Origin of the sequence: Kitasatospora sp. NPDC059646, assembly GCF_042734615.1 — a bacterium.
In the GTDB taxonomy this organism is placed as follows: Bacteria; Actinomycetota; Actinomycetes; order Streptomycetales; family Streptomycetaceae; genus Kitasatospora.
Genome location: NZ_JBHWDS010000021.1, coordinates 59,035 through 81,329, shown reverse-complemented (window position 1 = coordinate 81,329; position 22,295 = coordinate 59,035). Strand labels below are relative to the sequence as shown.

The 22,295-nt window shown below is 74.2% G+C and carries 12 protein-coding genes; 10 read left to right on the top strand and 2 right to left on the bottom strand.

The genetic code is table 11. The features are described from left to right. The first annotated feature begins 75 nt into the window (after positions 1–75). From ACFV1L_RS17455 to ACFV1L_RS17425, 7 genes are read left to right on the top strand one after another with little or no spacing between them, the layout of a single operon-like run. Positions 76–945 carry a sterol desaturase family protein gene (locus ACFV1L_RS17455; RefSeq protein ID WP_380366724.1) on the top strand — a complete coding sequence of 290 codons (870 nt, stop codon included), beginning with the start codon at positions 76–78 and terminating at the stop codon, positions 943–945. Between the two features lie 60 nt (positions 946–1,005). Further along, positions 1,006–10,305, top strand: coding sequence for an amino acid adenylation domain-containing protein (locus ACFV1L_RS17450; RefSeq protein ID WP_380366722.1), 9,300 nt, complete (start codon positions 1,006–1,008; stop codon positions 10,303–10,305). Further along, positions 10,292–11,962 (top strand): phytoene desaturase family protein, encoded by a 1,671-nt coding sequence (locus ACFV1L_RS17445; protein WP_380366720.1) that lies wholly within the window; start codon positions 10,292–10,294, stop codon positions 11,960–11,962. The genes ACFV1L_RS17450 and ACFV1L_RS17445 overlap by 14 nt, the downstream gene beginning before the upstream one ends. A 32-nt stretch (positions 11,963–11,994) precedes the next feature. Further along, a complete protein-coding gene (locus ACFV1L_RS17440) occupies positions 11,995–13,629 on the top strand; it encodes a phytoene desaturase family protein (RefSeq protein WP_380366794.1) in 1,635 nt (544 codons plus the stop codon). 31 nt (positions 13,630–13,660) lie between these two features. Next, complete coding sequence (locus tag ACFV1L_RS17435) at positions 13,661–14,716, top strand: MDR family NADP-dependent oxidoreductase (RefSeq protein ID WP_380366718.1); 1,056 nt, start codon at positions 13,661–13,663, stop codon at positions 14,714–14,716. A gap of 38 nt (positions 14,717–14,754) precedes the next feature. After that, complete coding sequence (locus ACFV1L_RS17430; protein WP_380366717.1) at positions 14,755–16,032, top strand: Rieske 2Fe-2S domain-containing protein; 1,278 nt, start codon at positions 14,755–14,757, stop codon at positions 16,030–16,032. After that, the gene (locus ACFV1L_RS17425) at positions 15,995–16,495 is read left to right on the top strand and encodes a peroxiredoxin (protein WP_380366715.1); all 501 of its coding nucleotides are present in this window, start codon (positions 15,995–15,997) and stop codon (positions 16,493–16,495) included. The genes ACFV1L_RS17430 and ACFV1L_RS17425 overlap by 38 nt, the downstream gene beginning before the upstream one ends. 185 nt (positions 16,496–16,680) lie before the next feature. On the opposite strand, the gene ACFV1L_RS17420 is transcribed toward ACFV1L_RS17425, so the two are convergent. Continuing rightward, positions 16,681–17,571 carry a universal stress protein gene (locus tag ACFV1L_RS17420; RefSeq protein WP_380366713.1) on the bottom strand — a complete coding sequence of 297 codons (891 nt, stop codon included), beginning with the start codon at positions 17,569–17,571 and terminating at the stop codon, positions 16,681–16,683. A gap of 104 nt (positions 17,572–17,675) precedes the next feature. Then, the gene (locus ACFV1L_RS17415; RefSeq protein ID WP_380366711.1) at positions 17,676–20,099 is read right to left on the bottom strand and encodes a glycoside hydrolase family 65 protein; all 2,424 of its coding nucleotides are present in this window, start codon (positions 20,097–20,099) and stop codon (positions 17,676–17,678) included. Between the two features lie 125 nt (positions 20,100–20,224). On the opposite strand from ACFV1L_RS17415, the gene ACFV1L_RS17410 reads away from it, so the two are divergent. From ACFV1L_RS17410 to ACFV1L_RS17400, 3 genes are all read left to right on the top strand, one after another. After that, the gene (locus tag ACFV1L_RS17410) at positions 20,225–20,917 is read left to right on the top strand and encodes a response regulator (RefSeq protein ID WP_380366709.1); all 693 of its coding nucleotides are present in this window, start codon (positions 20,225–20,227) and stop codon (positions 20,915–20,917) included. A 114-nt stretch (positions 20,918–21,031) separates the two neighbouring features. Next, positions 21,032–21,319: an SHOCT domain-containing protein gene (locus ACFV1L_RS17405; RefSeq protein ID WP_380366707.1), complete on the top strand. Its 288-nt coding sequence runs from the start codon at positions 21,032–21,034 to the stop codon at positions 21,317–21,319. Then, a complete protein-coding gene (locus ACFV1L_RS17400; protein WP_380366705.1) occupies positions 21,316–22,293 on the top strand; it encodes an Acg family FMN-binding oxidoreductase in 978 nt (325 codons plus the stop codon). Before ACFV1L_RS17405 ends, ACFV1L_RS17400 begins: the two co-directional genes overlap by 4 nt. Positions 22,294–22,295 lie beyond the last annotated feature (2 nt).

The window sequence follows — 22,295 nt, the reverse complement described above, 5'->3', positions numbered from 1 at the left end:
GTTCAGTTCGCTGACGATTCATCGGGAGGGTCGGCATTGAGCCAAGGAAGATCTGAAGGAAGATCTGTCGGTCCGATGGTCGGATTTCTGGTTGTTCTGAGGCATGTCGCCTATCCGTTCCTGCTGCTCGCCGTAGTCTCGGGGGCGGCGGCGACCGTCCACGAGCACTGGGACATCGGCCGCGTGCTGGTGCTCTTCCAGATCGGCACCATCGGCTACCTCTGGGCTCTCGAACGGCTGATCCCCTACCGGGCCGACTGGCATCCGCGCGGGCGTGAACTCCGCTGCTACGGGGTCTACTTCGTCCTGACGATGGCCGGCGGGGCGCTCGGGCAGCTGCTGGTGGCGAGCCTGGTGGCGCGGCTGGCGCCGCTCGACCCGGCGCTCCCGCTGCGGACGGAGATCCCGCTCGCGCTGCTGACCGGTTCGCTGGCGAAATACCTCTTCCACCGCTGGTCCCACCACCAGCCGTGGCTGTGGCGGCTGCACGGCGTCCACCACGGGCTGGACAAGGTGAACGTCACCAACAACGGCGTCAACCACCTGCTCGACGTCCTGCTCGGTCAGGCCGTCGTCCAACTGGCGCTGGCCTGGCTCGGATTCTCGCGGGAATCCGTTTTCTGCGCCACCCTGTTCGTCGTCGCGCAGGGGTATTTCGCCCACGCGAACATCGACGTCCGGATCGGCCGGCTGAACCACCTCCTCGGCAGTCCGGAACAGCACCGGCTGCACCACAGCACCGAGCCGTCCCAGTCCGGGCACTTCGGCGCGGACCTCGCGATCTGGGACCACCTCTTCGGCAGCTTCACCTGGCGGCCCGGGCTCGGCCCGGTCGCGGTCGGGCTGCAGGACCCCGCCAGCTTCCCACCCACCACCAGCGTGCTCGCCAGCCTGCTGCACCCCTGGCGCCCCGCCACCGACGCCACCACCGGATCGTCCAGCTGAGCGGTCCCGTCCCACCTCCCACCCGTCCCCTGCCGGGGCCCACCACACACGGATTGGACAATGACGGACTCGCCCAACGACTCACAGGACCGGATCGCGATCATCGGCATCGGCTGCCGGCTTCCCGGCGGCGTCCGCGACCACCGGGGCTTCTGGCGCAACCTGATCGAGGGCCGGGACTGCATCGTCCCCACCCCGGCCGACCGCTACGACACCGCGACGCTGGCCAGCCGGGACCGCGCCAAGCCGGGCCGGCTGATCGGCGGGCGCGGCGGCTACATCGACGGCTTCGACGAGTTCGACCCCGAGTTCTTCGGCATCAGCCCGCGCGAGGCCGAACACATGGACCCGCAGCAGCGCAAGCTGCTGGAGGTGGCCTGGGAGGCGCTGGAGGACGGCGGCCAACTGCCGAGCCGGCTCGCCGGACGCGAAGTCGGCGTGTTCGTCGGCGCGTTCACCCTGGACTACAAGATCCTCCAGTTCGCCGACCTCGGCTTCGAGAGCCTGGCCGCGCACACCGCGACGGGCACCATGATGACGATGGTGTCGAACCGCATCTCGCACTGCTTCGACTTCCGCGGCCCCAGCGTCTCGATCGACACCGCCTGCAGCTCCTCCCTGGTCGCGCTGGACCTCGCCCGGCAGAGCCTGCTGCGCGGCGAGACCGACCTCGCCCTGGCCGGCGGCACCCTGCTGCACCTCGCGCCGCAGTACACCATCGCCGAGACCAAGGGCGGCTTCCTGTCCGCCGAGGGCAGGTCGCGCGCCTTCGACGCGACGGCCGACGGCTACGTGCGCGCCGAGGGCGTCGGCGTGGTCGCCCTCAAGCGGCTGTCGGACGCGCTGCGCGACCGCGACCCGATCCACGCGGTGGTGCTCGGCAGCGGCGTCAACCAGGACGGCCGCACCGACGGCATCACGGTGCCCAACGCGGACGCCCAGGTCGCCCTCGTCCAGCGGGTCTGCGAACGGGCGGGCATCCAGCCCGGCAGCCTGCAGTACGTGGAGGCGCACGGCACCTCCACCCCGGTCGGCGACCCGATCGAGGCGCAGGCGCTCGGGCGGGTCCTCGGCATCGGCCGGCAGCCGGGCGCCAAGTGCTACGTCGGCTCGGTGAAGACCAACATCGGGCACACCGAGGCGGCCGCCGGCATCGCCGGGCTGATCAAGACGGTGCTCGCGCTCAAGCACCGCCGGATCCCCCCGCACATCAACCTGGAGCGGCCCACCGACGCGATCGACTGGGCCGCGCTGCCGTTCGAGGTCCCGACCCGGGCCGTCGACTGGCCCGCGCACGAGGGCCCGGCCCGCGCGGGCGTGAACGCCTTCGGCTTCGGCGGCACCAACGCCCACGTGCTCCTCGAAGAGGCGCCGGCGCACGAGCCGGCCGCCCCGTCCGGGCGCGCGCCGCGCTGCACCGTCCTGCCGCTGAGCACCCGGGACCCGGCCGGACTGCCCGAACTGGTCGACGGCATCCGGCGGGAGCTGGCCGGCACGGACGGCCCGCCGGTCGCGCTGGACGACCTCGGCCACACCCTGGCGCTGCGCCGCGAACACCACGAGCACCGGCTGTCGGTGGTGTACCGGTCGGACTCCCGCGAGTCGCTGGACGAGGCGCTCGCCGCCCACCGGCGCGGCGAGCCGCACCCCCGGGTGCTGACCGGCCGTCAGGCCGACCGCGCGCAGCGCCGCCTGGTGTGGGTGTTCACCGGCATGGGCCCGCAGTGGTGGGGCATGGGCCGGGGCCTGTTCGAGGCGGAGCCGGTGTACCGGGAGGCCGTCGAGGCCTGCGACGCCGAGATCCGCCGGCAGGCCGACTGGTCGCTGCTGGAGGAACTGGCCCGCCCGGAGGCGGAGTCGCGGATGGCCGAGACCTGGCTCGCCCAGCCCGCCAACTTCGCCGTGCAGGTCGGCCTGGCCGCGCTCTGGCGCAGCTACGGCGTCCGCCCGGACGCCGTGGTCGGGCACTCCACCGGCGAGGCCGCCGCCTTCCACGAGGCCGGCGTGCTGGAACTCGCCGACGCGATCGGCGTGATGCTGCACCGCAGCCGGCTCCAGCACCGGCTGGCCGGCACCGGCGCGATGCTCGCCGTCGGCCTGACCGAGGCCGACGCCGTCCGCCGGATCCGGTCCTGCCGCGACCGGGTGTCGGTCGCCGCCGTCAACAGCCCCTCCTCCGTCACCCTCTCAGGCGACCACGACGCGCTGCGGCAGCTCGCCGCGGAACTGGAGCGCGAGCAGCTGTTCGCCCGCTTCCTGCCGGTGCAGGTGCCCTACCACAGCGTGCGGATGGACCCGATCAGGGACGAACTGCTGGACGCGCTCGCCGACCTGAAGCCGCGCCCGGCCGAGGTGCCGCTGTACCTGACGGCCCGTGAGGGCCGCGCGCACGGCACCGAACTGGACGCCGCCTACTGGTGGCAGAACGTCCGCGAGCCGGTGCGGTTCCGCTCCGCCGTGGACCTGCTGGTCGACGACGGCCACCAGCTGTTCCTGGAGATCGGCCCGCACCCCGTGCTCGGCCACGCGATCCGCGAGTGCCTCGACGAGCGGGACGCCGCCGGCTTCACGGTGCCGTCGATCCGCCGGCAGGAGGACGAGCCCGAGCGGTTCGCCCGCTCGCTGGCCGAACTGCACAACCTGGGCGTCGAGTTGGACTGGCAGACGCTGCAGCCCGGCGGCCGGCCCGTTCCGCTGCCGGGGTACCCGTGGAAGCGGGACCGGTACTGGGTGGAGCCCGCCCCGGTCGAGCAGGTCCGGCTCGGGCGGCTCGACCACCCGCTGCTGGGGCGCCGCACCGCGAGCGTCCGGCCCGCCTGGGAGGTCCAGCTGGACGTCGAGCGGCTGCCCTACCTGGCCGACCACCGGATCGAGGACACCACGGTGTTCCCCGCCGCCGGCTACCTGGAGATGGCCGCGCAGGCGGTGCGGGTGCTGACCGGCGGCACCCGGGCGGTGCTCGCCGACGTCGAGCTGCCCAAGGCGCTGTTCCTCTCCGAGGACCGGCCCTCGACCGTCCAACTGGGCTTCGACTCCGACGGGGTGACCTTCTCGATCGCCTCCGCCGCGGGCGAGGAGCGCAGCGTCCACGCGACCGGCGCCGTCCGCACCGACCAGCGCCGACGGCCCGCCGCCGCAGCCGACCTCGCGGCGATCCGGGCCCGCTCCCGGCGGCTGGAGCAGGCCGAGTGCTACCGGCGGCTCGGCGAGCTGGGCTACCAGTACGGCCCCGCCTTCCAGCGCATCGAGGAGGTGTGGATCGGTCCGGGGGAGGCGCTGGCGCGGATCGCCCCCGCCGAGCCCCGCCCCGCGGACGCCGCGGAGAGCCACGTCCACCCGACCCTGCTCGACGCCTGCTTCCAGGCCCTGCTGACCCCGCAACTCCTCGGCCCGGACGGCCCGGACGGCGGCATCCGGCTCCCGCTGTCCCTGCGCGAGGTGGACCTCGACCCGGTCGGCGACCGGCCGTTCTGGGTGCACGCGACGATCACCCGGGAGGACGGGGACGAACTGATCGGCGACCTCGCCCTGCACGCCGAGGACGGAACCCCGCTCGGCGGGATCACCGGATTCCGCGCGGCCGGCGTCGAGCGCGCCGCCGCCTCCGTCGGCCTGGCCGCCATCGACGGCTGGCTCGCCGAACCCGTCTGGACCGACCTGCCGGCGGACACCGCCGACGCACCGCCCCCGGACCGGCTGCTGGTCCTCGCCGACGCGCACGGACTCGCCGACGAACTCGCCGCGCAGCACCGCCGAAGCGGCGGCCACTGCCACCTGGTGCGCCCGGGCGCCGCCTACCGGCACGGCCCCGACGGATCGACGGTCCGGCCCGACTCCGCGGACGACCTGCGCCGGCTGTTCGCCGACCTCGACGACGCCTACGGCACCGTCCTGCACCTGTGGAACCTCGACCTGCCGTCCATCGACACGGCCGACCGCGACCGGCTGACGGACTGCGGCACCCTCGGCGGCTACTCGCTGGTCGCCCTCGCCCAGGTGCTGCCGACCGCCCGGCCCGACGGCCGCCTGCACATCGTCACCCGGGGCACCCAGGCCGTCGACGACGGCGACCCGGTGGAACCGCTCGGCGCGGCCGCCTGGGGCGTCGGACGGGTCCTGTGGCAGCAGGAACTCGTCGGCCACCACGGCAAGCTGATCGACCTGGACCCGGCCGTCGACCACCGGGCCGAAGCCGCGGCGCTGCTGCGCGAGCTGGCCGGCCGGGACGCGGCGGAGATCGCCCTGCGCGGCCCGCGGCGCGCCACCTGCCGCCTCGCCCGGCCCGCCGGGCTCACCCGGCCGCTGCCGCTGCGCCTGCGCCCCGACGGCAGCTACCTGGTGACCGGCGCGTTCGGGGCCCTCGGCCGGCTGCTGTGCCGGACGCTGGTCAAGCGCGGCGCGCGCCGACTGATCCTGGTCGGGCGCACCGCACTGCCCCCGCGCGAGCAGTGGGCCGACACCGACCCCGACACCCCGGCCGGCCGGCGGGTGGCGTTCCTTCGGGAGCTGGAGGAGCTCGGCGCGCACCCCGTCCCGGCGCCGCTGGACGTGACCGACGAGACCGCGCTGGCCGACTGGCTGGCCGACTACCGCAGCCGCCAACTCCCGCCCGTGCGCGGCGTGTTCCACCTGGCCGGGCAGGTCAGGGACGCGCTCGTCCCGGAGCTCGACCGGGAGCTGTTCGACAGCGCGTACGACCCGAAGGTGGTCGGCGCGCGCAACCTGCACCGGCAGCTGCGCGACGAACCGCTGGACCACTTCGTGCTGTTCGCCTCGATCGCCTCGCTGCTGACCACCGCGGGGCAGGCCAACTACGCGGCGGGCAACGCCTTCCTGGACGCGCTGGCCCACCACCGCCGGGCCCGCGGACTGCCCGCGCTCAGCATCGACTGGGGGCCGTGGGCGACCGGCATGATCGAGGAACTCGGGCTGGTCGGCCACTACCGGGAGGCGCGCGGCATGAGCTCGCTGCCGCCGGCCGCCGGCATGGCCGTGCTGGAGCGCGTCATCGGGCAGGACCGGGCGCAGCTGCTGGTCGCCACCGTCGTCGACTGGCCGGTGTTCCAGGCCTGGTACGCCACGCCGCCCGCGCTGGTGGCCGACCTGGCGGCCGCCGCCGAGAGCACCCGGGCCGCGCCGGTCGGCGGCTTCCCGGCCGCGTTCCGGGCCGCCGACGCGGAGACCCGCCGGCAGCTGGTGGCCGAGCGGTTCACCGAGCTGGTCGCCGGCGTGCTCCGGGCGAACCCGGACCGGATCGACCCGGCGACCGGGCTGAACGCCCTGGGCCTGGACTCGCTGCTGGCGATGGAGCTGCGCGCCCGCATCCACACCGAGCTGGGCGTCTCGCTGCCGGTGGTGACCCTGCTGAGCGGCGACCGGGTCGGCGACCTGATCGAGCGGGTGCACGCCGGCCTGCTGGAGTTTGCGGCCGCCGACGGGCCCGCGCCGGAGGCGGAGGTGGAGCTGCACACCGACGAGCGGCGCTACCCCCTGACGCACAACCAGAAGGCGCTGTGGTTCCTCAAGCAGCTCAACCCGGACGCCTTCGCCTACAACATCGGCGGCGCGGTCGAGGTCCGCACCGCACTCGAACCCGAGCTGATGTTCGACGCGTTCCGGGTGCTGCTGGAGCGGCACCCGTGCCTGCGCGCCAACTTCGTGCTGGAGGACGGCCAGGCCGTCCAGCTGATCTCCGCCGAGGCGCGCCCGGACACCGGCCTGTTCGACGTCCAGGACCGGGAGTGGGACGACATCCACCGCATGATCGTCCAGGAGTACCGCAAGCCGTACGACCTGGAACGGGACCCGCTGGTGCGGCTGCGGCTGTTCAAACGCGGCCCCGACCGCTGGGTGATCATGAAGGCGGTGCACCACATCGTCTCCGACGCGATCTCCACCTTCACCTTCATCGACGAGCTGTTCACGCTCTACGAGGCCGCGCGCAGCGGCCGCACCGTCGAGCTTCCCCCGGTGCCCGCCCGCTACCTGGACTTCCTCAACTGGCAGAACCGGCTGCTCGCCGGGCCGGACGCGCCGCGCATGCTGGAGTACTGGCGCAGCCACCTGCCCGCCGACGCGCCCGTCCTCGGCCTGCCCACCGACAAGCCGCGCCCGGCCGTGCAGACCCACAACGGCGCCTCCGAGTTCTTCCGGCTCGACGAGGAACTCAGCGCCCGCGTCCAGGAGTTGGCCCGCGAGCACGACGTCACCGTGTACATGGTGCTGCTCAGCGCGTACTACCTGCTGCTGCACCGTTACTCCGGGCAGGACGACATCATCGTGGGCAGCCCCGTCACCGGCCGCACCCGCGAGGAGTTCGGCTCGGTCTACGGATACTTCGTCAACCCGCTGCCGCTGCACGTCGGACTCGCCGACCGGCCCTCGGTCGCCGGCCTGCTGGCCCGGGTCCGCGAGACCGTGCTCGGCGGCCTGGACAACCAGGAGTACCCGTTCGTCGTCCTGGTCGAGCAGCTCGGGCTGCAGCGCGACCCGAGCCGCTCCGCGGTGTTCCAGGCGATGTTCATCCTGCTCACCCACAAGGTGGCCACCGACAAGTACGGCTACCACCTCGACTACATCGAACTCCCCGAGGAGGAAGGGCAGTTCGACATCACCCTGTCCGCCTACCAGGACCGCTCCGACGGCTGCTACCACTGCGTCTTCAAGTACAACACCGACCTGTTCGAGCCCGCGACCATGCAGCGGATGGCCGGCCACTACCGCAACCTGCTGGACGCGCTCACCCGCGCCCCCGCCGACCGGCCCGCCGACCGGCTGCCGATGCTCGACGCCGCCGAACAGGAACAGCTCCTCGACCGGTGGAGCGGCGCCGGCCGCACCGAACCCGCCGACACCCCCGTGCACGAGCTGATCGCCCGGATCGCCGCCGAGCGGCCCGACGCCGTCGCCGTCACCCTCCCCGCCGCACCCGGCGCGCCCGCCCGGCGGCTCGACTACGCCGAACTCGACCGCCGCAGCCGCCGCGCCGCCCGGCGACTGCGCGAACTGGGCGTGCGCGACGGACAGGTGGTGGCACTCTGCCTGGACAAGTCGCCCGACCTGGTCGTCGCCCTGCTGGCCGTGCTCCGGGCCGGCGGCGCCTACCTGCCGCTCGACCCCGGCTACCCGCTCGACCGGCTCGCCTACATGGCGGAGAACGCCGACGCCGTCCTGCTGCTCACCGACCGGCCCAGGCCCGAACTGGCCGCACTCGCCCCGCAGGTGCTCACCGTGGACGAGCTGGACACCGGCTCCGACGGCGCGGACCCGGACGGGCCCGCCGCCGGCCTCGACGCGCCCGCGTACGTCATCTACACCTCCGGCAGCACCGGCCGCCCCAAGGCCGTGCGGGTCAGCCACCGCAACCTCGCCTCGGTGTACGCCGGCTGGCGCGCCGAGTACCGGCTCGACGACGAGGTCCGGGTCCACCTCCAGATGGCCGCCCAGTCGTTCGACGTGTTCACCGGGGACCTGGTCCGCGCCCTGTGCTCGGGCGGCACCCTGGTCCTGGTCGACCGCGACCTGCTGTTCGACACCGCCCGGCTCCACCGCACCATGGTCGAGGAGCGCGTCGACTGCGCCGAGTTCGTCCCGGCCGTGGCCCGCGCCCTGCTCGCGCACTGCGAACGCGGCGGCCACCGGCTGGACTTCATGCGCCTGCTGATCGTCGGCTCGGACGCCTGGAAGGCCGAGGAGCACCAGCGCCTGCACGCCCTGTGCGGCCCGGACACCCGGCTGGTCAACTCCTACGGCCTGACCGAGGCCACCATCGACAGCGCCTGGTTCGAGGGCCCCGCGGACGGACCCGAACCCGGCCGGATGGTCCCGATCGGACGCGCCTTCCCCAACAGCGCGCTGTACGTCCTCGACGAGCACGGCGAGCCCGTGCCGCCCGGCGTGGCCGGCGAACTCTGGGTCGGCGGCGCCGGCGTCGCCGACGGCTACGTCGGCGACCCCGAGCAGACCGCCCAGCGCTTCACCACCCGCACCCTGGGCGGCCACCGGGTCCGGCTGTACCGGACCGGCGACCTGGCGCACTGGGACGCCGACGGCACCGTCCGGCTGCTCGGCCGGGCCGACAACCAGGTCAAGGTGCGCGGCCACCGCATCGAACTCGGCGAGATCGAGACCCAGCTCGCCGCACTGCCCGGCGTCGCCCAGTGCGCCGTCACGGTCCGTCAGACCGACGACGGGGGCGGGGTGCTGTGCGCCTACTACGTCCCGGAGCCCGGCGCCGACCCGGAGCCGCGCGACCTGCGCAGGCGGCTCGCCGACCGGCTGCCCGCCTTCATGACGCCCTCGCACCTCACCGCCCTGCCCGCGCTGCCGCTCACCCCCAACGGAAAGGTCGACACGGCGGCCCTCCCGGCGCCCCGCTTCGACCCCGGCGACGGCGAACCCGAACCGCCCACCACGCTGTTCGAAGTGCGGATGGCCGAGCACTGGAAGTCGCTGCTGGGCCTGGAACGCGTCGGCCTGCAGCACGACTTCTTCGAGGCCGGCGGCAGTTCGATCAAACTGATCGAACTGATCCACCACCTGCAGGCCGAGTTCAACCTCAGCATCCCGGTCAGCCTGCTGTTCGAGTCCACCACGCTGCGCGGCATGGCCCGGACCCTGGAGCACATCATCACCGGCCGGATCGCCGGCGCCCAGCCGTACCTGACCTTCAATCCCGGCGAGGCCGGCGCCGGCCCGGTGTTCTGCTTCCCGCCCGCCGGCGGCCACGGCCTGGTCTACCGCCAACTCGCCGCGCACCTGCCCGAGTACCGGTTCGTCGCGTTCAACTTCCTCACCGGCGCCGACAAGGTCGCCCGCTACGCCGACCTGATCGAATCCGTCCGCGACCGGGGCCCCTACACCCTGCTCGGCTACTCGCTCGGCGGAAACCTCGCCTTCGAAGTGGCCAAGGAACTCGAACGCCGCGGCCACGAGGTGCCGCACGTGCTCATCGTCGACTCCTACCGGATCACCGACGCCTTCGAGCTCCGGCCCGAACACCTCGACGCGTTCGAGAAGGAACTGCGCGAACACCTGCACCGGCACACCGGATCCGACGTGGTCGCCGAGGAGACCCTCAGCCAGGCCCGCGAGTACCTCGACTTCTGCAGCCGCACCCCGAACCTCGGATCGGTGCGCGGACTGATCAGCGTGATCTCCGACGAGCAGAAGGTGCCGTTCTACGCGGCCGGCAACCAGGGCACCTGGCACGGCAGCTCCAGCGCCCGGACCACCGTGTTCCGCGGCTTCGGCAGCCACGCCGAGATGCTCGACCGGGACTTCGCCGCCCGCAACGCCGAACTGACCCGCGGCATCCTCACCGGAGCCCGGACGGAAGGAGCGACCGGTGCCGCGGGCTGAGCGACGACGACCGCCCACCCCGGGCGACCCGCCGCGCGTCATCGTCATCGGCGCCGGCATCGGCGGCATGGCCACCGGCTGCTACGCCCAGATGAGCGGGATGCGGACCCGGATCTTCGAGAAGCACGTCCTGCCCGGCGGCTGCTGCACCGCCTGGTCCCGCAAGGGCTACCTGTTCGACTACTGCATCGACTGGCTGATCGGCACCGCCCCCGGCAACGACGCCAACCGCGTCTGGCGCGAACTCGGCGCCCTCGACGGCAAGACGATCACCAACTTCGACCTGTTCAACCGGGTCGTCGACGAACACGGCCGCGCGGTCACCTTCTACAACGACCCCGACCGCCTGGAACGCCACCTGCTGGAGATCTCACCCGCCGACGCCCCGCTGATCCGGTCCTTCTGCCGGGACCTGCGCCGGTTCGCCGCACTCGACCTGCACCCCTTCCTCAAACCGCCCGCCCTGCAGAGCACCGGCGAACGGCTCGCCGTCCTGCGCACGCTGCTGCCCTCGTTCCGGCTGCTCTGGCGGACGGCCGCGACCCCGCTCAACGCCTTCGCCGACCGCTTCCAGGACCCGCTGCTGCGCCAGGCGTTCCGCAACATCCTGTTCCAGGACCCCGACGGGTTCCCGCTGCTGCCCTACCTGTTCAGCATGGCCGCCGCCCGCAACCTCAACGCGGGCTTCCCGCAGGGCGGTTCACTGGGCCTGGCACGCTCCGTCGAACACCGCTACACCTCGCTCGGCGGCGAGATCAGCTACCGCGCCCGGGTCGAACGCATCCTGGTCGAGGACGGCCGCGCGATCGGCGTCGAACTCAAGAACGGCGAACGGCACTACGCCGACCACGTCGTCTCCGCCTGCGACGGCCGCACCACCATCTACCGGCTGCTGGAGGGCCGCTACACCGGACCGCGGATCGACCGGCTCTACCAGGACCTGATGCACCGGCCCGGCACCCTGTTCCCCGCCGTCGTCTCGGTCTTCCTCGGCATCGACGGCGACCTCGACGACGGCCGCGACCCCGCCGACCCGCACTGCACCACCCACCTGCTCCCCGCCGAACTCGCCGCCGAACTGCCCGGCGCCCTCCAGCGCAGCCTGGTGGTCCAGCAGCGCTCCCAGTACTCCGACGGCTTCGCGCCGCCCGGCAAGTCCGTCGTCCACTGCACCTACTTCAGCGACCACGACTACTGGACGACCCTCCGCGGCCGGGACCGCCGCGAGTACCGCGCCCACAAGCAGCGCGCCGCCGACGCCGTCCGCGCCTTCCTGGAACGCCGCCACCCCGGCCTGCGCGAACGCATCGACCTGATCGAGGTCGCCACCCCGGCCACCATGGAGCGCTACACCGGCAACAGCCACGGCAGCATCCTCGCCTGGAAGGCCTTCTCCGGCGCCGACGACGTCGTCACCAAACTGATCAACCGGGACCGGATGCGCCTGCCCGGACTGGCCGGCTTCTCCATGGCCGGCCACTGGGCCAGCCTCGGCGGACTGATCCGCGCCGCGTCCAGCGGACGGTTCGCCGTCCAGTACCTCTGCGAAGAACTCGGGCTGGAGTTCCGCGCCTGGGAGAGCGACGACCAGGAGCCCTGGCACCCCGGCAGACTCGGCCACCTGCCCCAACTCGCCCGCTGGAGCGCCACCGCATGACCGCACCCGGCCGCACGACCGGCAGAGAAACCATGATCGTCATCGGGGCCGGCCTCGGCGGACTCTCCACCGCCTGCTACGCCCAGATGAACGGCTACCGCAGCACCGTCCTGGAAATGCACGAACTCCCCGGCGGCTGCTGCACCGCCTGGGACCGCGGCGACTTCACCTTCGACTGCTGCATCAGCTGGCTGCTGGGCTGCGGGCCCGGCAACGAGATGCACCAGATCTGGCTGGAGCTCGGCGCGCTCCAGGGCAAGCAGATGCGCCACTTCGACGTCTTCAACATCGTCCGCACCGGCCACGGCGAGGTCTACTTCTACTCCGACCCCGACCGGCTGGAAGCCCACCTGCTGGCCATCTCGCCCGAGGACGCCCGCCCGATCCGGGAGTTCTGCGCCGGGCTGCGCAAGTTCCGCGCCTGCCTGGCGAGGTACCCCTTCCTCAAGCCGGTCGGGCTGATGGGCACCCTGGAACGCTGGCGGATGCTGGCCGGCTTCCTGCCCCACTTCAACGTCATCCGGCGCTCCATCGGCACCCTGATGACCGACTACTCGGCCCGGTTCCGGCACCCGCTGCTGCGCGAGGCGTTCAACTACATCCTGTACGAGCGCCACCCCGCCTTCCCGGTCCTGCCGTTCTACTTCCAACTGGCCTGCCACGCCAACCTCTCCGCCGGCGTCCCCGAGGGCGGCTCGCTCGGACTGGCCCGCTCGATCGAGGAACGCTACCGGCGGCTCGGCGGCGACGTCCGCTACAACGCCAAGGTCACCGAGGTGATCGTCGAGGAGGACCGCGCGGTCGGCGTCCGGCTCAGCGACGGACAGGAACTCCGCGCCGACATCGTGGTCTCCGCCTGCGACGGCCGCACCACCCTGATGGACTTCCTCAAGGGGCGCTACCTCGGCGACACCTACCGCGAGCTGTACACCCGCACCATCGAACGCCCCGGCATGGTCTTCCCCGGCTACGTCACCGTCTTCCTCGGCATGCGGCGACCCTTCCCCGACGGCGAACCGTGCACCACCTACCTGCTGGACGAGGAACGCGCCGCCAGGCTGACCGGCATCCGCCACCCCAGCATCAACGTCCAGTTCCGCAGCCGGCACTACCCCGAACTGTCGCCCGCCGGCTCGACCGTCGTCTACGCCAGCTACTTCTGCGACATCGCCCCCTGGCGGGCCCTCAGCACCGGCCCCGAGCAGCAGAGCCGGCTGCGCCGCGGCGAGGAACTGCACACCCTGCCCACCGGCCGCGGCCGCGCCTACCAGACCGCCAAGCGCCAAGTCCGGGACACCGTCGTGGAGTTCCTCGACCAGCGCTACCCCGGCCTGAAGGACGCCGTCGCCGTCCGGGACGTCTCCACCCCGCTCACCCAGGTCCGCTACACCGGCAACTACGACGGCACCGTGCTCGGCTGGCAGCCGTTCGTCGAGAGCGGCGAGACGCTGGAGCAGGAGATCAAACGCAACGGACCCGCCCTGCCCGGCCTGCGGAACTTCTACCTCTCCGGCGTCTGGGCCACCACCGGCGGCCTGATCCGCGCCGCCGCCGCCGGACGCCACGTCATGCAGTTCGTCTGCCGCGACGACGGCAAACCGTTCCGCGCCGACATCGACCGCACCGCACCACCGCCCACCCACGTCGTCGACCCCGTCGGACCCTGAGGCCCGTCGGACACTGAGGAGAGAACACACCGTGCAGATCGCCAAGTGGGTCGTCCAGGAACACCTCGACGGAGTGCCCGACGCCCACCGGATGTACCGCAAGGTCGTCGAGGACGTCCCCGTCGACCTCCGGGAGGACGAAATGCTCTTCCGCACCCGCTACCTCTCGCTCGACCCCTACCTGCAGGGCATCACCCTCGACACCCCGCTCGGCGACCTGATGGGCGGCGACGCCGTCATGGAGGTGCTCGCCGCCGGACCGCGCGCCCGGTTCGCCGTCGGCGACCTGGTCGAGGGCTACGGCGGCTGGTGCACCCACCTCGTCGGCACCGGCGACGCCCGGCTCTGGCAGACCGGCACCTTCCCGATGGTCTTCCCCGAGTACCGCCGCCTCGACCCCGCCCACTACGACGACACCCTCCCGATCAGCACCGCCCTCGGCATCCTCGGCAGCCCCGGCATGACCGCCTGGGGCACCCTGACCAAGTTCATGACCCTGCGCCCCGGCCACACCGTGCTGGTCAGCGGCGCCAGCGGTGCCGTCGGCTCGCTGTTCGGCCAACTCGCCGTCCGGGCCGGCGCCCGCGTCATCGGCACCACCAGCTCCGAGCAGAAGGCCGACTACCTGGACGGCCTCGGCATCCACCCCGTGGTCTACCGCCACGGCGACGACCCCGAGCGGATCGGCGACCTGCTGCGCAAGGCCGCCCCCGACGGCATCGACCGCTACCTCGACAACCTCGGCGGCGCCGTCACCGACGCGGCGTTCACCATGCTGAACGTCCACAGCGAGGTCGCGGTCTGCTGGCAGTGGGCGGCCCAGGTCGGCAACGAGCACACCGGGCCCCGCCTGCTGCCGTACATCCTGTTCCCGCGCACCACCATCCGCGGCATCTTCGCGCCCGAGTGGTTCACCGAGCCCAACTGGGCCGCGCTCCGCGCCGAGGTCGGCGGCCTGGTCCGGTCCGGCGAGATCTCCTACCGGCAGACCGTCCACCAGGGCTTCGACGCCATCCCCGCCGCCTACCAGAGCCTGTACAGCGACGACCGCACCCACAACCGCGGCAAGGTCGTCGTCGAACTCTGAACCGCCGCACCCGAACAGGCCACCCACCAGGAGGACCCATGCGACCGTCCCGGACGTTCGGACAGGTCACCAGCCAGGGCCCGACCCCGGGCGACGCCGCGCTGCCGCCCGCCCTGCCCTGCCCGGACGGCTGGGCCGCCCTCGCCTTCGGCGCCGAACTGAAGCCCGGCGCCGTGCTGACCCGCCGACTCGCCGGCGAGGACGTCGTGCTGTACCGGCAGCGCGACGGCCGCATCCGCGCCACCCGCCCGTACTGCCCGCACCTGGGCGCCCACCTCGGCCTCGCCCGGGTCGCCGGCAACGACCTGGTCTGCCCCTTCCACCGCTTCGCCTTCGGCCCCGACGGCCGGTGCGTGCGCACCGGCTACGGAACCCCGCCGCCCAAGGCCGCCCTGACGCACCTTCCGGTCCGCGAGGTCAACGACGCCGTCTTCGTCTGGCACCACCACGACGGCCGCGAACCCGACTGGGAGATCCCCGCCTGGCACGTCCTCGGCGACCTGCCGTCCCGGCACGCCACCTGGGAGATGGCCGGCTACCCCCAGGACGTCATGGAGAACGCCGTCGACGTCGGACACTTCCGCACCCTGCACGGCTGGTCGCACGGCGAACTCGCCGCCCCCGTCGCCTTCGACGGCGTGACCTTCCACGTCTCGATGCGGGTGCAGGAGCAGTTCCCGCTGCTGGGCCGCCGTCAGGTCGAGGTCGAGGTCGACGGGTACGGCCTCAGCTGCCTGCACACCGACGTCCACACCCCGGCCCTCGGCCTGGAGATGTGCTCGCTGGTGATGGCCACCGCGACCGGGCCGGGCCGGATGCAGTTCCGGCAGGCCAGCCGCTTCCGGGTGACCGAACCGTCCCGGCTGCCACCCGCCCTGGCCCGCGCCGCGAGCCGCACGCTGTCCCGGCTGCTGGCCGGGCCGATGTTCCGCTTCAGCTGCGAGTTCACCGCCGCGGACTTCCCGATCTGGTCCACCAAGCAGTACCTCTCGCGCCCCCGGCTGGCCGCCGGCGACGGGCCGATCGGCCCGTTCCGCCGCTGGTCCCGCCAGTTCTACCCGCCGCACCGCACCGGCCCGCTCGCGCCGGCGGCCGCCCCCGGCCCGTCGACCGCCGCCGGGGCTCCGGCCGCCGGCCGGCCGCCGACCGCCGCCGAACTGCCGACCACCCCAGTACCGCCGGTCGCCCCCGAACCGCCGGTCGTCCCCGAACTGCCGACCACCCCCGAACCGCCGGTCGCCCCCGAACTGTCGATCACTCCCGAAGGAGAGCACCGCCATGGCGAAACCGCCCGAACCGGGCACGCCCGCCCCTGACTTCGCCCTCCCCGGCCTGCGCCTGACCGGGGACGGCGCGGAGCGCCGCGAGTACCGCCTCGCCGACGCCAAGGGCAGCCCGCTCGTCCTCGCCTTCTACCCCGGGGACGACACCCTGGTCTGCACCCGCCAACTCTGCTCCTACAACACCGACCTGGACCGCTTCGCCGGACTCGGCGCCGCCGTCTGGTGCATCAGCGGCCAGGACCTCGACAGCCACGAACGCTTCGCCCGCAAGCGCGGGTTGGGCCTGCCGCTGCTCTCCGACGCCGGCGAGGCGGTCGCCCGGTCCTACGGCATCACCGCGCCGGGCATCGGCCTGCGCCGCTCCGTCTTCGTCCTCGACGCCGCCGGCACCGTCCGCTGGCGGCACGTCGCCCTGGCCGGGCTCACCTTCCAGCGCCCGGACACCCTGGTCCGGGAACTGGCGGCGCTGGCCGACACCCCGGCCGCGCCGAGGTGACGGCGGGCGCTACAGGCCGAGGACGCGGACCGAACGGTCGGGGAGGCCCTCGTCGATCGGGAGGGCCGGTGACGAGTCCGCGGTAGAAGACGGCGCCGGCGAGGGCACCCCCGCCCCCGGGGACCTCACGGCGCGGCTCGACCCGGCCCGCCGACCCGGGCGGCGCCGGGGCCGGCGGCGCCCGGTCAGCTCTCCCGCGCGAGCGGGGCGTCGGCGCCGGGCGCGGACGGGACGGTGATCACCGGGCAGGGCGCCCGGCGGACCAGGCCGTGCGGGACGGAGCCCAGCCGCAGGCCGGTGAGCCCGCCCCGGCCGTGCCGGCCGACCACCACGGCCAGCGCGTGCGCGGACACCCGGACGAGTTCGTCCACCGGGTCCCCGGCGATCACCTCGTGCGTGAGGTCCAGGTCCGGTTCGTCCGCGCGACAGCCCGCGGTCGACTCGAACAGCCGCCGCCGGATCTCCGGCTCGCTCTCCAGCGGCTCGAACGGCCGCACCGGGGTCCGGCGCACCCACACGGCGCGCAGGGCCGCGCCCCGGCGGCCGGCCAGGTCCGCGGCGAAGCGCACCGCCGCTCCGCAGGCCGGCGAGCCGTCGACGCCCAGCACGACGTACGGCGGCTGGAGGCTGGTGTGCTCGGGCTCGCGCACCACCGCGACCGGGCAGTGCGCCTGGGCGCTGACCGGGACGGCGACGGAGAAGCGGCTCAGCGCCTCCTCCAGCCGGTTGAGCCGGCGCGAACCCAGCACCACCAGCGCGGCCCGCGCCGACTCCGCGCACAGCAGCGGCGCCGGGCTGCCCTCGCGCAGCGCGGAGCGCAGACGCAGCCCCGGGTGGCGTTCGAGCGCGATGCCCTCGGCCTTCTCCAGGGCGACGGCCCCGGCCTCGCGCAGCGACTGCAGGTAGCTGCCGCCGTCGCCGCGCCGGTCGCGGGGCTCGTCCGGCACGACGTGCAGCAGGCTGAGCGGGAGTCCGCGCCGCTCGGCCTCGTCGGCGGCCCAGCCGACGACCACGGGGCTGACCTGTCGGGCGTCGACGCCCAGCACGATCGGGCGGGGTTCGGTGCGAGACGACATGGCTCCTCCACCGCTGGGGCCGGCCGTGTCCGGTGACGGCCGGATCACCTTCCACGCTAGGCGTGCGCCGCGGCTCGGGCGAGGGCCGGGCGACCCCCGTCCGGTCAGAGCGTGAAGGTGCGGCTCTCGCCGGGCCGGACGGTGGACAGCACGCCGTGCAGGCGGATCCGGACGGACTCCCGCCGGTCCGGGGCGAGGGCGACCGTGACGGTCCGGCGGTCGACCGAGAGGCGCACGCCGCGTTCGCCCCGGTAGCACAGGTCCATGGCGAGGCCGCCGAGCGCGGACGGCAGGTGCGGGTCGAGCCCGAGGACCTCCTCGCCCAGTTCGAGGCCGGTGTAGCAGCGCTGCAGCAGGTCGACGGCGCCGGCCATCGCGCCGAGGTGGACGCCCTCGCGGGTGGTGCCGCCCTGCGCGTCGCGCAGGTCCGCGGTCAGCGCGTCGCGGAAGTGCCGCCAGGAGGCGCGGCGGTCGCAGCGGGTCAGTACCCAGGCGTGCACCACGGAGCTGAGGGTGGAGCCGTGGACGGTCCGGCGCAGGTAGTAGGAGACGGTGCGGCGCATCAGCTCGTGGCCGGCTGGGTGGCCGAGGCGGCGCAGCAGGCCGCGGACCTCGCCGGCCGAGAACAGGTACCAGAGCATCAGCGTGTCGGCCTGCTTGGACACCCGGTAGCGGTTGGCGGTGTCGCCCTCGGCCTCCAGGATCCGGTCGAGGCGCCGTAGGTCCGGGTAGCGGCGGCGGTAGGCGTCCCAGTCGAGCTCGGCGAGGCGCCCGTAGCCGTCGAACTGGCTGACCACGCCGTCGTGGAAGGGGACGTGCAGGTGCCGGCCGACCTCCTGCCAGCGGTCGAGCTCCGCGGCGTCCAGGGCCAGCCGCTCCGTCAGTTCGCCGCGCCGGTGCGCGGGCAGGGCGTCGAGGGCGTCGGCGGCCCGGGCGAGCACCCAGGACGCCAGGACGTTGGTGTAGGCGTTGTCGTCGAGCCCCGGGCGGTCGGCCCACGGGTAGGCGTCGTGGTACTCGTCCGGCCCGAGCACCCCGCGGATCGACCAGTGCCCCCGGGCGGGGACGTACTCGGCCGCCGACGCCCAGTACCGGGCGATCTCCAGCAGGGTCTCGGCGCCGGCCTGCGCCAGGAAGTCCAGGTCGCCGGTGGCCCGGTAGTACTGCCAGACGTTGTAGGCGACGGCGGACCCGACGTGCCGCTGCAGGTGGCTGTGGTCGGGCAGCCAGCGGCCGGACAGCGGGTTGAGGTGGACCCGCGGCGACTCCTCCCGCCCGTCGCTCCCGCTCTGCCACGGGTAGCTCGCGCCGCGGCGGCCCTCGGCGCGGGCGGCGCGCCGGGCGGCGTCCAGGCGGCGGTGCCGGTAGCGGAGCACCGCGCGGGCGAGTTCGGGGAACCGCAGTTCGAGCACCCGCAGCACGAACAGCTCGTCCCAGAAGACGTGGCCCCGGTACGCCTCGCCGTGCAGGCCGCGGGCCGGCACGCCGACGTCCAGGCCCGCGGAGTGCTCGGAGAAGGTCTGCAGCAGGTGGAACAGGTCGAGGTGCAGCGGGCCGAGGCCGGGGAAGTCCGCGTCGGTGCCGAAGCGCCGCCACAGCTGCGCCCAGCGCAGCGCGTGGCCCGCCAGCAGTTCGTCGAAGTCCCCGGCCTCGGCGGCGAGTTGCCGGGCGGCGTCGAGCGGGTCGCCGGTGGCGGGGTCGTGCGAGGTGTGGACGGCGACGGCCTTGTCGACGGTGACGGGCACGCCGGCGGCGGCGTCCAGGGCGAAGGTCTGCGCCGTCCAACCCGCCCGGGTCGCGCCGGTGCGGGCGGCCCCGGCCGGCCGGCCCGCGACCCGCACCCGGTGGCGGGCGGCGAGCGCGATGCGGCGGCCCGCGCCGGTGGAGACCTCCAGCCACAGCGTCCCGTCGGCGTCCGCGCCCTGGCCGCGCGGGCGGAGGTGACGCTCCGTCAGGCCGGCGTAGCGCGGCACCCCCGTGTTGGTGACGGTGCCGTCCAGGGCCGAGCGGACCTCCAGCCGCCCGGACCAGTTCTCGGGGGTGAGCACGGTCTCCAGCGCCGCCAGGTGCGGCCGGGCCATGCTGGCCAGGCGGCGCTGCACCAGCAGGGTGCGCCGGCCCGCCGCGTCCTCGCACAGCGCGCGGCGGGTCAGCACGCCGCGCCGCAGGTCGAGTGCGAGTTCCTGCTCGGCGGGCGGCCCGGTGAACCAGGCGCCGTCCGCGGCGCGGAACGTGACGGGCAGCCAGTTCGGGCAGTTCACCAGGTCCTCGTGGGTGAAGGTCCGCCCGCCGACGACCGAGTCGGCACGGTCGTAGCAGCCCGCCAGGTAGGTGCCCGGGTAGTGCACGCCGTCCGCCACCGCCTCGGGCGCGGCGCCCCGGGTGACCAGGTAGCCGTTGCCGACGGCGCACAGCGCCTCCCGCAGCCCTTCCTCGGCCGGCCCGGCGCCGGTCCAGCGCAGCGTCCACGGGTCCGGCATCGGCGGGCGCCCGGCGTCGCGCCGCCCGGTCCTGGCGTCGGATTCCACCGGCCACCTCCGTTCGTGCGGCCCCCGCTCCAGTGTGCCCGCCGCGGCGGCCCCGGCGCCGCGCCGGGCCGGTGCCCGGCGGGCAGAATCGAAGGGACCCGACCGACGTTCCCCCGGGAGCCGGCATGGACGAGACCCGCTCCGGCGAGGCACCGCCGCAGGTGACGGTGTTCCTGCTCGACGACCACGAACTGCTGCGCCGCGGGGTCAAGGACCTGCTGGAGGCCGAGCCGGACCTCCGGGTGGTCGGCGAGGCCGGCACCTGCGCGCAGGCGCTGGCCCGCGTCCCGGCGCTGCGCCCGCAGGTCGCCCTGCTGGACGTCCGGCTGCCCGACGGCGACGGCGTGTCCGTCTGCCGGGACCTGCGGGACCGGATGCCGGACCTGGCCTGCCTGATGCTCACCTCCTTCGACGACGACGACGCCCTGCTCGACGCGATCATGGCGGGCGCCGCCGGCTACGTCCTCAAGCAGGTCAAGGGCGCCGACCTGGTGGCCGCGGTCCGCGCCGTGGCCTCCGGCCAGTCGATGCTCGACCCCGCGACCACCAGCCGGCTGATGGAGAGCCTGCGCCACCAGCAGGACGGCGACGCCGACGAGGCCCTCGACCGGCTGACCCCGCGCGAGCGGGAGATCCTGGCGCTGATCGGCGACGGCCTGACCAACCGGGAGATCGCCCACGAGCTGTACCTGTCCGAGAAGACCGTGAAGAACCACATCTCCCGGCTGCTCGCCAAACTGGGCGTCGAACGGCGCCTGCAGGCCGCCGTGCTCGCCGCGCACGCCGAGGACGAGCACCACCCGCCGCACCGGCGGTGAGTCCGTCCGGCGGCCGGGAGGGGGCCGTCCGGCCCAAGCGCCGCCCCGCCGCCGCGCCGCACTGTGGACGGTGAGGGGGCGCCGCCCCGGCGCCCACCGGCCCGGGAGGGCGTGATGATGTACTGGAACGGATCCGGCACGGGCGGCTGGGGCTTCGGCCTGATGATGCTCGCCGTCCTGCTGTTCCTGGTGCTGCTGGCCGTCGGCGCGGTCGCGCTCCTGCGCCACCCGGGCGGCGCCGCCGGCCCGCGCCCGGCCGACCACCGGCCCGCGCGGCCCGCCGAGCCCGAGCAGGTGCTCGCCGAGCGCCTGGCCCGCGGCGAGATCGACCCCGAGGAGTACCGGAGCCGGCTGGCGGCGCTGCGGCAGGGCGCACCGACCGGGAGGGGGCGGACGCCGTGACCGCCCCCGTCCTCGACGCACCCGCCCTGGAGACGCTGGTCGCCGCGGCCGTCGCCGCACCGTCCGTCCACAACACCCAGCCGTGGCACTTCCGGCTGGTCCCGGAGACCTCCGTGCTGGAGGTGCGGGCCGCCCCCGAGCGCGCCCTGCGCGTGATCGACCCCGACGGCCGGGCGCTGCACATCTCGGTGGGCGCGGCCGTCCTCAACCTGCGCACCGCCGCCCAGCACCTCGGCTGGTCCCCGGAGGTGCGGCTGCTGCCCGACCCGGCCGAGCCCGACCTGCTCGCGGGCGTCGAACTGGACCGCGCCGCCGCCTGCCGCGCCCCCGCCGCCGACGCGCTGTACGACGCGATCTGGCGGCGGCACTCGATCCGCGCCCCGTTCACCGGCCCGCCGGTGCCGGCGGACGTCCTCGCCGAACTCGCCGACACGGCCCGCGCCGAGGACGCCGAACTGGAGTGGCCCGACGACGCCGAGACCGCGCGCCTGCTGCACCTCACCGCCGAGGCGGAACGGTTCGGCGCCACCGACCCCGCCCAGCGGGCGGAGAGCCGCAGCTGGGTGCGGCCGCCGGGCGCCTCCCCGGACGGCATCCCGGTCACCGCGCTCGGCCCGCAGGACGCGGACGGCCGCCTCCCGATGCGCGACTTCGCCGCGCTCGCGCCGGAACGGCACCTCGCCCCGGCCCGGTTCGAGGCCCGCCCGCGGATCGCCGTCCTGCTGACCCGCGGCGACCGCCCGGTGGACTGGCTGCACGCGGGCCTCGCCCTGGAGCACCTGCTGCTCGCCGCCACCGTCCACGGCGTCCGGGCCTCGCTGCTGCACCAGGCGATGGAGTGGCAGGCACTGAGCTGGGCGGTCCGGGACCCCCGGCACGGCCCCGCGTACGCCCAGATGCTGGTGCGGCTGGGCTACGGCCCGGAAGGCGCGCCGACGCCCCGGCGGCCGGCCGCCGAGGTGATCGACGGCTGACC